This is a genomic window from Flavivirga eckloniae, from assembly GCF_002886045.1.
GTDB lineage: Bacteria > Bacteroidota > Bacteroidia > Flavobacteriales > Flavobacteriaceae > Flavivirga > Flavivirga eckloniae.
The window spans coordinates 3865805-3878019 of sequence record NZ_CP025791.1; the positions used below are offsets into that span (position 1 = coordinate 3865805).

The window sequence follows — 12215 nt, forward strand, 5'->3', positions numbered from 1 at the left end:
TCAAATAAAGATATCTTTAAAGTCTAAAAGCTATATAACCATATGATTGTAAAAAAAATAATGAGTGCTCTCATTTTGCTCATTAGTCTCTCTGTTACCTCACAAGAAAACCTATATACAAGCTATACAATTCCAGCAAACCTTAAAGAAAAAGCAAATGCAGTGATTCGATCTAACGATGTCCATATTTCGTTAAGGTCGTCGAGAGAAATGCATGTTAAGGAAAAAAGAATTATTACCGTATTAAATAAAAAAGGTGATAGAGATGTTAGGGCTTACTTGTATTACGATAATAATCTGAAGATAAAAAACTTAGAGGTTTTGGTTTTTAATAATTATGGTAAAGAAATTAAAAAAATAAGGAAAAACGATTTTAAAGATGTTAGCGTTGTTGATGGTATTACACTATATTCAGATTCAAGAAAAAAATATTTAGAGTATACCCCAATTGAGTATCCTTATACAATAGAATTCACCTGTGAGGTTATAAGTAATAATACGGCATTTATTCAACCCTTTATACCAGCTAACGGATATTTTTTAAGTGTTGAGAAAAGCACTTATACTATTGATTTTCCAGAAAATATAACCATTAGAACTAAAGAGAAGAACTTTGAAACTTTAGATTTAGTAAAGGAAGAGCTTGCTGGAAAAATGACTTATGAAGTTAAAAATATTGAAGCTGTTAAGCCCGAAGCGTATAGTCCAGCAGCTGTTAATATGTCTCCTAAAGTATTAGTCGCTTCAGAACAATTTACATTAGAAGGAGTACCTACGCAAGTAGAAAATTGGAATGATTTTGGGAAATGGATGTATCACGATTTGATAAAAGATACATACGATTTGCCGGCAGGTACTGTTAGTATGATTCAGAATTTGGTAAAGGATGAACCAGATGATGTTGCAAAAGCAAAGAAAATATATCAATATGTACAAGATAAAACGCGCTATATAAGTGTTCAAGTTGGTATTGGCGGTTGGAAACCTTTTAATGCATCAGAGGTTGATAAATTAGGCTATGGAGATTGTAAAGCCTTAACAAATTATACTATGTCACTTTTAAAAGCTGTGGGAATTAAATCTAATTATTCAGTTGTATATGCAGGGCGTTCTCAGAGGAGTTTAGAGAAGGATTTTGCTGCAATGCAAGGAAATCATGTTATTCTTAATATTCCTCAGGAGAGTAATGAAGATATATGGTTGGAATGTACAAGCCAAAAAGTGCCTTTTGGTTTTATAGGTCATTTTACAGATGATAGGGACGTATTGGTAATAACACCAGAAGGAGGTACAATACAGCATACAAAAAAGTATAATACAGAAGAAAGTGTTCAGCAGATAACAGGTAGTTACACTATTTCGAATGAAGGCGCTATTAATGCTAATGTGAATATAAGCTCAAAAGGAATACAATACGATGATAAGTATTGGTTAGAGTCCAAAGCAGAAAGAGATCTTGATAAGCATTACAAAAAAAGATGGGGATACATCAATACTATTAAAATTAATAGTATGAACATTACAAACAATAAAGAAGCGATCGAGTTTGTTGAGGATGTAAGTTTCCAGGCAACCAATTATTCCAAAAAAATAGGAAATAGAATGTTGCTTACACTTAATGCTTTAAACAGAAATACAGATATACCAGATCGATATAGAAATAGAAAGCACCCTCTTAAAATTAAGAGAGGTTTTACAGATATCGATGAAGTTGAAATAAAACTGCCTCAAGATTATAAAGTAGAATCCAAACCAAATAATAAAACTATCGAAAACAAGTTTGGGAGCTATAAGGCAGAAGTAACTGTTAAGGATGAAAATATACTTATTTACAAACGAGAGTTTATAGTAAAAGATGGTCAATTCCCCAAAGAAGATTATGAAGCATTCAGAAATTTTTATAAAGAAGTTAACAAACAAGACAACGCTAAGGTTGCCCTAATCAAAAAGTAAAAAAATGAGAATCACATTAGTTTTATTTAGTTTATGCTTTACGTTAACAGCATTTGCGCAGAATTACAAATTCGGAAAAGTCTCTGAAGAAGAGCTGGAAGAAAAGTTTAATCCGTTAGATTCGTCTGCAAGTGCAACATATTTATATAAGTATAGAAAAACCTATTTTAGGTACGATCAATCTGAAGGGTTTAAGCTGATAACAGAAATTCAAGAACGCTTAAAAATATATAACAAAGACGGGTTCGATTATGCTACCAAAAAAGTAAGATTACACAAGAGCGGTGGTAATGAAGAATTAATAGTAGGGAATATAAAAGCCTATACTTATAATTTATTGGAAGGGAAAATAGAAGACACCAAGTTGACTAAAGACGGTGTTTTTAAATCGGAGTACAATAAATATCTAAACGAAACAAAGTTTACCATGCCTAATATAAAAGAAGGTTGTGTGGTAGAGTTTAGGTATACCATAGAATCTCCCTTTTATTATTACGTAGACGATTTCAATTTTCAGTATGCCATTCCAGTAAAAAAATTAGAGGCAATATTTGAAGCTCCCGAATATTATAATTTCAAGGTAAGTACCAGAGGTTATTTAAGCGTGGTTCCTAAAACAGAAACCAAAAGAGACAAAATTACTTTTAGAAGCAAGACGAGATCTGGAGACGGTGGGATTAACACTGTTACAAGAACAACATTCCATTCATCAGATCTGGAGTTTACTAAGCATATATCTACATATAGTTTTACAGATGTACCTGCTCTAGCCGATGAGCCTTATGTAAATAGTATAAATAATTATAGAGCAGCCGCTAAGTATGAATTGTCTTATAGAAAACTTCCGCGATCTACAATTAAGTATTTTTCAACAACTTGGGAAGACGTAGCAAAGACTATTTATGAAAATCCATCTTTTGGGACAGAGTTAGATAAGACCGGGTATTATGAAGAAGAGGTCGATGCAATTATAGGAACAGTATCAGATCCAATGATGCGTATGGGTTTAATTTTCGATTTTGTAAAGTCGAAAGTAAAATGGAATGGTTACCATGGAATCTATACCAACGATGGTGTTAGAAGAGCATTTAAAAATCAAACAGGGAATGTTGCAGAAATAAACCTAATGCTAACCTCTATGTTAAAGTATGCGGGTTTAAACGCCTATCCTGTTTTGGTAAGTACAAGGAAAAATGGTGTGCCTTTATTTCCAACAAGAGAAGGATATAATTATGTTATTAGTTATGTTAAGATGGGAGATGGGTATATTTTGCTAGACGCAACTAATAAATATGGTGCGCCCAATATATTGCCATATAAAACATTAAATTGGCAAGGGCGTGTTATAGCAGAAAAAGGTGGTTCTGCTTTGGTGGATTTGTACCCAAAGGAGAAATCAAAAAACACCATTTCCCTAATGGTTAAATTAAATGAAGATGGTAGTATTGATGGCAGGTGCAGATCTATAAAAACAAAACATGGGGCTTTATCGTATAGAGAAAAATATAATGGCGCAGATGAAGAGGCCTTTATTGAGAAATTAGAAAACAAACATGGTGGTTTAGAAATTTCAGAATTTAAAGTAGTAAACAATTTAGATTTGTCTAAACCAGTAGTGGAATCGTTTAAATTTATAAAAGAAAGTCAGGCAGATATTATTGGCGATAAAATATACTTTTCTCCAATGTTCTTTTTAAAGACAGACGAAAACCCATTTAAATTAGAAAAAAGAGAATTCCCTATAGATTTTGGTTATCCATCTACTACAAGATATCAAATTATAATAAATTTGCCTGAAGGATATAAAGTAGAATCGGTTCCAGAACCAATAGCGATGTCATTGCCAGATAATTTGGGGATATTTAAGTTTAAAACATCGGTTAATGCATCAACTTTGCGGTTATTGGTCGATACAGAAATTAACGAACCTATTATTTCCGCTTTATATTATGAAACCATAAAAGAGTATTTTAAGAAATTTATCGAAAAAGAAAACGAACAAGTCGTATTAACTAAAGTATAGCATGGATATAAAAAACGCACAAAAAATAGTTGATGATTGGATAAATGAACACGGTGTACGCTATTTTAACGAGCTTACCAACATGGCTCAACTTACTGAAGAAGTTGGTGAAGTAGCTCGAATAATAGCGAGGCGTTACGGGGAACAAAGCGAAAAGGAAAGCGATAAAAATAAAGACCTTGGAGAAGAGTTGGCAGATGTTTTATTTGTAGTGTTATGCTTGGCCAACCAAACAGGTGTCGATTTACAAAAGGCATTCGATAAAAGAATGGATAAGAAAGCAAAACGAGATCATGATAGACACCATAATAATGAAAAATTAAAGTAAATTTGCAGCTTCTTTAATAAAGAAACTTAAAAACATGCAAATTACACTTCAAAAATCTTCAGTAGCTAAACAGTCGTCAATTCAAATTACAGGATCTAAAAGTGAATCCAATAGGTTATTGCTTTTAAAAGCACTGTACCCAGAAATTAGCCTCGAAAATGTGTCTAATTCAGATGATAGTAATTTGATGACTAATGCGCTAACAACCGGTTCAGATTTAGTCGATATTCATCACGCAGGAACAGCCATGCGTTTTTTAACGGCATATTTTTCTGTTCAAGAAGGAAGAGAAGTAACGCTTACAGGTTCTAAGCGTATGAAAGAACGTCCTATTGAAGTTTTGGTTAAAGCACTTCAAGAACTAGGAGCGGATATTAGCTATGTTGAAAATGAAGGGTTCCCTCCAATAAAAATAAAAGGGAAAAAACTAACCAAGCATAAAGTATCATTAAAAGCAAATGTAAGCAGTCAGTACATTTCGGCCTTATTGCTTATAGCGTCCAAGCTTGAAAACGGATTAGAGCTAACATTAGAAGGTGAAATAACCTCGGTGCCCTATATAAAAATGACTCTTAGTTTGCTGGATGAAATTGGAGTGTCATCTTCATTTGAAGGAAACATTATTACTGTAAAACCAAAAAACAATAGCGAGCAGTCAAAAACATTAACTGTAGAATCAGATTGGTCATCAGCATCCTATTATTTTAGTATAGCTGCTATTAGCGAGGTTGGAACAGAAATAACACTATCCTCGTACAAGGAGAACTCACTACAAGGCGATTCTGTTTTAGTAGACATTTATAAACATTTTGGTGTAAGAGCCGTTTTTAATGATAATAGCGTTACCTTAAAAAAAGTTTCTTCTAATTTAGAGCCATTAAACTTAGATTTAAAAAATGCACCCGATATTGCGCAGACCATTGCGGTAACATGTTTCGCTTTAGGAATACCATGTGATTTAACCGGACTTCATACACTTAAAATTAAAGAAACCGATAGGTTGGTCGCTTTAAAAAATGAAATAGAAAAGTTGGGTGGTAGCGTAGATATTACTGAGAAATCGTTGCATTTGTCGGCATCTACTACCATTAACGAGTTGGTGTCAATCGAAACGTATCACGATCATAGAATGGCCATGGCATTTGCACCTTTAGCACTCAAAACCGCCATAATAATTGAAGATGCTGGGGTGGTTTCAAAATCGTATCCAACGTTTTGGGATGACTTAAAATCTATCGGATTTAAAATAACTGAATAATAATCACTCATTTACTTGACAACCCCTATTTGGAGATTGTATATTTGCAGCTTTCAAAAAACAATTTATAACGGCTTACTAAAAGTATTTTTAAATGCTACAGGCTTTTTTTAACCTGAAGTTAAGCCATTGAAAGCGCTTTTAGCACATTAAAAATTAATAAAGACTTACAAATGAAATTATCACATTTTGGCTTCAATTTACCTAATGAATTATTAGCAGAACACCCTGCAGAAAACAGAGATGAATCTCGCTTAATGGTTTTAAATAGAAAAGAACAAACCATTGAACACAGAATGTTTAAAGATTTAATAGATTATTTTGAAGAAGATGATGTTTTAATTCTTAACAATACCAAAGTTTTCCCTGCAAGATTATATGGTAATAAGGAAAAAACAGGAGCAAGAATAGAAGTATTTTTGTTAAGAGAGCTAAATGAAGAACAACGTCTTTGGGATGTTTTGGTAGATCCAGCTCGTAAAATAAGAATTGGTAACAAATTGTACTTTGGTGACGATGATACGCTGGTAGCAGAAGTTATAGATAATACAACATCGAGAGGGCGTACATTACGTTTTTTATATGACGGATCGTATTCTGAGTTTAGAAGAAAACTAACAGAACTTGGAGAAACACCTCTTCCAAAATATATAAAAAGAGATGTAGAACCAGAAGACGAAGAGCGTTACCAAACTATATACGCAAAAAATGAAGGTGCTGTAGCTGCTCCAACAGCTGGGCTTCACTTTTCTAAGCACTTATTGAAAAGATTGGAAATTAAAGGTATTGACTTTGCTGAGGTGACTTTACATGTTGGTTTAGGAACATTCAACCCAGTTGAGGTTGAAGATTTATCTAAACACAAGATGGATAGCGAGGAGTTGAAAATTAATGAAACCGCAGTAAACATTGTAAATAAGGGTATAGACAATAAAAGACGTGTTTGTGCCGTAGGTACAACCGCTATGCGTGCCATAGAAAGTTCTGTATCATCTAATGGTAGATTAAATGAAATTGACGGATGGACAAATAAATTCATCTTCCCGCCATACGATTTTAGTATCGCCAACTGTATGATTACTAATTTCCATACACCTAAGTCAACATTATTAATGATGGTTTCTGCCTTTGCAGGACACGATTTTATAAAGAAAGCATACGAAGAAGCTGTAAAAGAAAAATACAAATTTTACAGTTATGGCGATGCCATGTTAATTCTTTAATCCTGAGCGTTTCAGGATCATATTAAACATATCAAAAGGTCTTAAAGTATTAAAAACGAAGTACTTTTAAGGCCTTTTTTAGATACTAATTTATAAGATAACATAAACAGAGGCTTCCACCTCTGAGAATCAATTGATAAGTCAAAAACTGTAAATAGTAAAACCTTTCACTATTTTTACAATACTTATGGCAACAGGCAAAAAAGATATCCGCTCATTAACCAAAGACGATCTAAGAGCGTTCTTTGTACAACAAGGTGATAAAGCATTTCGTGGTAATCAGGTATATGAATGGCTTTGGCAAAAATCAGCGCATACTTTTAAGGATATGACGAATGTTTCGAAAGAAACACGTCAAATGCTAGAAGACCATTTTGTTATTAATCATATTGAGGTAGATACCATGCAGCGCAGTAAGGACGGTACAGTAAAAAATGCTGTACGCTTACATGACGGATTAATAGTAGAATCGGTTTTAATACCAACGGCAACAAGAACTACCGCTTGTGTATCTAGTCAGGTGGGTTGTAGCTTAGATTGTAAGTTTTGTGCAACTGCAAGGTTAAAACGTATGCGTAACTTAAACCCTGACGAGATTTACGATCAGGTAGTTGCTATCGATAAAGAAAGTCGGTTATATCATAATCGTCCGTTAAGTAACATTGTATTTATGGGTATGGGAGAACCGCTTATGAATTATAATAACGTTATTAAGGCTATCGATAAGATTACATCATCAGAAGGATTGGGTATGTCTGCAAAACGAATTACCGTTTCAACATCCGGTATCCCAAAAATGATTAAAAAAATGGCAGATGATGAAGTGAAGTTCAACTTAGCCGTGTCTTTGCACTCTGCCATCGATGAAGTTCGCACGTCCATTATGCCTTTTAACGAAACCTTTCCTTTAGCAGATTTAAAAGAAGCATTAGAATATTGGTATGTTAAAACCAAACGTAAAATTAGTTACGAGTATGTGGTTTGGAAAGGGATTAACGACACACAAAAAGATATTGATGCCTTTGTGAAATTCTGTAAATATGTACCCTGTAAAGTAAACATAATTGAATACAACCCTATTGATGATGGTGAATTTAAGCAGGCAAGTAATGATGCTTTAGACAACTACATCAATACACTCGAAAAAAATAGAATAGTTGTAAATGTTCGCCGTAGCAGAGGAAAAGATATTGATGCGGCTTGCGGACAGTTGGCAAATAAAAATTAAAAAAGAGCTCCCAAAAATGGAAGCCCTTTTTGATACGTTAGAGCAGCATTTATTTCTTTATTACTTTGAAGGTAGTCGATTTTTCTTCAGATTTAAACATAACAAAATAGATGCCTTTATTGAGGGCGGACAAGTCAATAGATTTGTTAGTAATATTGTCTGGTTTAATAGCCATGACTAGTTGCCCCAATTGGTTTGATATTAATACGTTATCAATAGTTTCTGTGCTTTCAATATTTAAAATATCCTTAACAGGATTCGGGAAAACCCTTGTGGTTTTTAACGTGTTGTCGTCCAGAGAAAGTAAAGGGTCTGCTTCTGTAGTAAAAGACCAAATAGATGTTCCTGTAGCTCCACCTGTTATATTGTACGCAACAGCAGCCCAATAATAGGTAGTCGAGTACTCTAACCCAAAAATAGTAAAACTTGTATTGCTTACATCGGCTAATGCCGTTGGAGGGTTCGAAGTTCCCAAATAAAAGACATAACCGCTAGGAAGTTCTCCTGTTATGGTATTTTCCCATGTAAAGGTATAGGCAGCATCATTAGCATCAATAACCAAATCGCCATTATAATCGTTATCTAATGCCAAGGTAATATTAGTAGCGCCATCGCTTGGGTTTGGAGTTGTTACTGGATTTGGAGCAGGTATTGTTGGCTGTTGAACAGCAATGTTGTCAATTCCCCAATAATATGAAAAATCCCCTACCCATCTAAATCGAACTTGAGCATTGGTAACGTCTTGTAATTCGGTCGTGACATCTAGAATAACTTGCCCGGCTATATAGGTGTTTGCAGTAACATTGGCTTCAGAGTATGATACAATTTCAATCCAAGACGTACCGTTAAAAACTTCTACATGAGCCTCTCCGCCATAGCCACTAACAAAAAGATGGTTAAAAGTTAGTTTAATGTTTGTTAAACCAGTACAGTCGAATGCGGGGCTTTCCAATGCTGTCTCTTCCGGACCTCCACCATAAGCATCACTATTAAGAATAGTGTAATTTCCAGAAAAACCACCTTCGGTATAAAAAGTAGTGTTAAGATCACCAAGATATGGAGCAAATCCTCCGGTATCAAAATCCCAAATGTTTCCTGTTGATGTTATTTCATTATTAACCCATCCGCTAGGAAGTGCAAGTCCACCTTCGAAATCCTCTGAGATAAGAATTTGACCAAAAGTAAACGATGTAAAAAATAGTAAAACTGATAAAAAATTAATGTCCCTCATGTGTAATTGGTTGTTGGTTAGATATTTAAAGTATGTAATATTTTTCTCAATCAATCATTTTTTCGATTAAGCGTTTTTTTTGAAAGATTAATAGTAATACATTAAGAAAAACAACTTTAGAGTGTCTATAGTAGTATTATCTTAACTTTATTAGTAATTTCGCCCAGATTTAATCTTAATAATTGAAGATAGTAGAACAAATAAAGCAGCCTATTGCTTACGAGATGGATCTTTTCGAGCAGAAGTTCCAGCTTTCCATGTCTAGCAAAGTCGCATTGCTTAATAGGATTACCCATTATATTGTAAATCGAAAGGGTAAACAAATGCGTCCTATGTTTGTGTTTTTGGTTTCTAAAATGGTATCTCATGGCGAAGTTAGCGAACGAACATACAGGGGAGCTTCAGTTATAGAACTCATACATACAGCAACTTTGGTGCATGATGATGTGGTTGATGATAGTAATCGTAGGCGTGGATTTTTCTCTGTAAATGCCCTTTGGAAAAATAAAATAGCTGTCTTAATTGGTGATTATTTGCTATCCAAAGGATTGCTTTTAAGTATAGATAATAACGATTTCGATTTACTCAAGATTATCTCTATTGCAGTTCGTGAAATGAGTGAAGGCGAATTACTTCAAATCGAAAAAGCTAGAAAACTAGATATAACAGAAGCTATTTACTATGAAATTATACGCCAAAAAACAGCAACATTAATAGCGGCTTGTTGTAGTTTGGGAGCAGCCTCTGTAAAACCAGATTCGCAACATGTAGAATCTATGCGAAAGTTTGGAGAACTTATAGGTATGGCATTTCAAATAAAGGATGATTTATTTGATTATGGCGAAACCCAAATAGGGAAACCAACAGGTATCGATATTAAGGAACAAAAAATGACGTTGCCTTTAATCTATGTTCTTAATCAGGCTTCGAAAAAAGACAAAAAGTGGCTCATCAATTCTATTAAAAACCATAATAAAGATTCCAAACGCGTTAAGGAAGTTATTGCCTTTGTGAAAAACAATGGAGGTTTAGATTACGCTATTAAAAAGATGAAGGCATTTCAAGAAGAAGCTCTGGAAATACTTGAAACCTATCCGAAATCGGAATATAAAAATTCACTGGAACTTATGGTGAATTATGTGATTGATAGGAAGAAATAGTTTGGTTTTTATTGAAATGATTTCCTGAATGCTAAAGGAGACATCGTAGTTTTTAGCTTAAATAATTTGCTAAACGATTGCGGATGTTCAAAACCCAATCCGTAAGCAATTTCACTTACCGAAAGTTGAGTCGTAGATAACTTTTCCTTGGCTTTTTCTATCAATTTTTCATGTATAAGTTGTTGGGTATTTTGTCCAGTTAGAGATTTAAGTAGACTGCTTAAATAAGTAGGCGATACATTTAATTGGTAAGCAATGTGTTGTACAGTTGGCAGTCCTTTGTTTATTAAATCTTTATTGTTGAAGTATTCGGTAAGTAAAGTTTCTAATTGTACTAAAATTTTATGATTACCTTTCTTTCGGGTAATAAATTGCCGTTCGTAAAAACGTTCAGCATAGCTAAGTAATAACTCTATTTGTGCTACGATAATGCTCTGACTAAAATTGTCGATATTGTTCTCAATTTCAAGCTTGATATTTAATAATATCCCTTCGATAATGTTTTCCTCTTTTTCAGACATAAAAAGCGCTTCATTTATCGAATAATCAAAAAAATCGTACTGTTTAATAGTTTTGGCAAGTGATGTACTCCAAAGAAAGTCGGGGTGAATAAGCAATATCCACCCTGAAGGCTTTAAGTTATGTTTAGGATTAGTTTCGATACTTAAAACTTGACCAGGAGAAATGAAGGACATTAGTCCCTCGTCAAAGTCGTATTCTTGCTGACCATATCGAAGTGTTCCCACATTTCTTTTAAGTCCGATAGAAAAGAAGTTCATCAACCAACGCTCACCAAGGTATTCCGAAGGTATCGTTGTTTTGCCATAATCTACCAAACTAATTAAAGGGTGTAAGGGGCTAGGTAAGCCCCTTACTTTATGAAAATCGCTAATGGTCTGTATTTTTCTTATCTTTCTCATAAACCGCTATACTATGCCAATATACAGTATTTAAAAAAACTAAAAGGTAAAAAACAGTATCACAATTTACACCAACATGCCTCCGGAAATTTCAATGCGTTGTCCGTTAATCCAACGGGCTTCCTCCGTACATAAAAACGCAACAGTGCCTCCAATGTCTTCAGGTTCACCCATACGTCCCAATGCAGTAATACCAGATACAATCTTTCTTTTCTGTTCATCATCCCTATTGGCCCCTCCTCCAAAATCGGTTGCAACGGCCCCAGGAGCAATAGTATTCGCTTTAATGCCACGATGTCCTAACTCTTTGGTTAAGTATCTTGTAAAAACCTCTACAGCTCCTTTTGCGAGAGCATAAGCAGACATGTTTGGAAAAGAAACTCGAGTTAAACCTGATGAGATATTGATTATTCCACCACCATCATTGAGATAAGGAAGTGCTTTTTGTGTGAAGAAATAAACGCCTTTAAGATGAATATTTATCATCTCATCAAATTGTACTTCGGTAGTCTCTGCTATAGGTGAATAAAATCCAGTCCCGGCATTATTGATGAGAAAATCAAAATTTTCATTACCCGTTTCAGATTTTAAATACTTAGTAACATGATCGAAGAAATCATCAAAGGATGTAATGTTTCTGGTGTCTAATTGAAAAGACTTTGCTTTTTGTCCAATTTGTTCAACCTCTTTTATCACATGTTCCGCTGCCGATTTATTGGAGTGATATGTAAAGATGATATCCATTCCTTTTTTTGCAAGATTAAGAACGATGTCTTTTCCCAGACCTCGACTTCCGCCAGTTACTAATGCTATTTTGTTTTTTGCCATTTTTATGAATTTTTGTTTTCACAAAGGTTGGAAGAAATAAACATGTTAACGTATCCAAATCTA

At 34.1% G+C, this 12215-nt stretch carries 10 protein-coding genes; 7 read left to right on the forward strand and 3 right to left on the reverse strand.

Going from position 1 to position 12215, the window contains the following annotated elements:
- Nucleotides 1-42: 42 nt before the first annotated feature.
- The 6 genes from C1H87_RS15980 to rlmN all read left to right on the forward strand — a co-directional run bounded on the left by C1H87_RS15980 (nucleotide 43) and on the right by rlmN (nucleotide 8013).
- Entirely contained in the window at nucleotides 43-1953 is a 1911-nt protein-coding gene (locus C1H87_RS15980; protein ID WP_102756776.1) for a DUF3857 domain-containing protein, read from the forward strand.
- Nucleotides 1954-1957: 4 nt separating this feature from the next.
- Nucleotides 1958-3976: a DUF3857 domain-containing protein gene (locus tag C1H87_RS15985; protein ID WP_102756777.1), complete on the forward strand. Its 2019-nt coding sequence runs from the start codon at nucleotides 1958-1960 to the stop codon at nucleotides 3974-3976.
- A gap of 1 nt (nucleotide 3977) precedes the next feature.
- Nucleotides 3978-4304, forward strand: a complete 327-nt coding sequence (locus C1H87_RS15990; protein ID WP_102756778.1) for a nucleotide pyrophosphohydrolase — start codon at nucleotides 3978-3980, stop codon at nucleotides 4302-4304.
- A 34-nt stretch (nucleotides 4305-4338) separates the two neighbouring features.
- A complete protein-coding gene (locus tag C1H87_RS15995) occupies nucleotides 4339-5562 on the forward strand; it encodes a 3-phosphoshikimate 1-carboxyvinyltransferase (protein WP_102756779.1) in 1224 nt (407 codons plus the stop codon).
- A 173-nt stretch (nucleotides 5563-5735) separates the two neighbouring features.
- Nucleotides 5736-6785: a tRNA preQ1(34) S-adenosylmethionine ribosyltransferase-isomerase QueA gene (gene queA, locus C1H87_RS16000; protein ID WP_102756780.1), complete on the forward strand. Its 1050-nt coding sequence runs from the start codon at nucleotides 5736-5738 to the stop codon at nucleotides 6783-6785.
- A gap of 187 nt (nucleotides 6786-6972) precedes the next feature.
- Nucleotides 6973-8013, forward strand: a complete 1041-nt coding sequence (rlmN, locus tag C1H87_RS16005) for a 23S rRNA (adenine(2503)-C(2))-methyltransferase RlmN (protein ID WP_102756781.1) — start codon at nucleotides 6973-6975, stop codon at nucleotides 8011-8013.
- A 49-nt stretch (nucleotides 8014-8062) separates the two neighbouring features.
- Here the strand turns inward: rlmN and C1H87_RS16010 are convergent, their stop codons facing one another.
- A complete protein-coding gene (locus C1H87_RS16010) occupies nucleotides 8063-9244 on the reverse strand; it encodes a T9SS type A sorting domain-containing protein (RefSeq protein WP_102756782.1) in 1182 nt (393 codons plus the stop codon).
- Nucleotides 9245-9426: 182 nt separating this feature from the next.
- On the opposite strand from C1H87_RS16010, the gene C1H87_RS16015 reads away from it, so the two are divergent.
- Nucleotides 9427-10404, forward strand: a complete 978-nt coding sequence (locus C1H87_RS16015; protein ID WP_102756783.1) for a polyprenyl synthetase family protein — start codon at nucleotides 9427-9429, stop codon at nucleotides 10402-10404.
- An 8-nt stretch (nucleotides 10405-10412) separates the two neighbouring features.
- Here C1H87_RS16015 and C1H87_RS16020 read toward each other — a convergent pair whose 3' ends face one another.
- Entirely contained in the window at nucleotides 10413-11324 is a 912-nt protein-coding gene (locus C1H87_RS16020) for a helix-turn-helix domain-containing protein (protein WP_102756784.1), read from the reverse strand.
- A gap of 66 nt (nucleotides 11325-11390) precedes the next feature.
- A complete protein-coding gene (locus tag C1H87_RS16025; protein WP_102756785.1) occupies nucleotides 11391-12152 on the reverse strand; it encodes an SDR family NAD(P)-dependent oxidoreductase in 762 nt (253 codons plus the stop codon).
- Nucleotides 12153-12215: the final 63 nt, after the last annotated feature.

What these genes read in the sequence shown, in the direction of transcription:
- C1H87_RS15990 (WP_102756778.1), top strand. Translation starts at nt 3,978, where the DNA reads ATGGATATAAAAAACGCACAAAAAATAGTTGATGATTGGATAAATGAA.
- C1H87_RS16020 (WP_102756784.1), bottom strand. Translation starts at nt 11,324, where the DNA reads ATGAGAAAGATAAGAAAAATACAGACCATTAGCGATTTTCATAAAGTA.
- C1H87_RS15995 (WP_102756779.1), top strand. Translation starts at nt 4,339, where the DNA reads ATGCAAATTACACTTCAAAAATCTTCAGTAGCTAAACAGTCGTCAATT.
- C1H87_RS16010 (WP_102756782.1), bottom strand. Translation starts at nt 9,244, where the DNA reads ATGAGGGACATTAATTTTTTATCAGTTTTACTATTTTTTACATCGTTT.
- queA (WP_102756780.1), top strand. Translation starts at nt 5,736, where the DNA reads ATGAAATTATCACATTTTGGCTTCAATTTACCTAATGAATTATTAGCA.
- C1H87_RS15980 (WP_102756776.1), top strand. Translation starts at nt 43, where the DNA reads ATGATTGTAAAAAAAATAATGAGTGCTCTCATTTTGCTCATTAGTCTC.
- C1H87_RS15985 (WP_102756777.1), top strand. Translation starts at nt 1,958, where the DNA reads ATGAGAATCACATTAGTTTTATTTAGTTTATGCTTTACGTTAACAGCA.
- C1H87_RS16025 (WP_102756785.1), bottom strand. Translation starts at nt 12,152, where the DNA reads ATGGCAAAAAACAAAATAGCATTAGTAACTGGCGGAAGTCGAGGTCTG.
- rlmN (WP_102756781.1), top strand. Translation starts at nt 6,973, where the DNA reads ATGGCAACAGGCAAAAAAGATATCCGCTCATTAACCAAAGACGATCTA.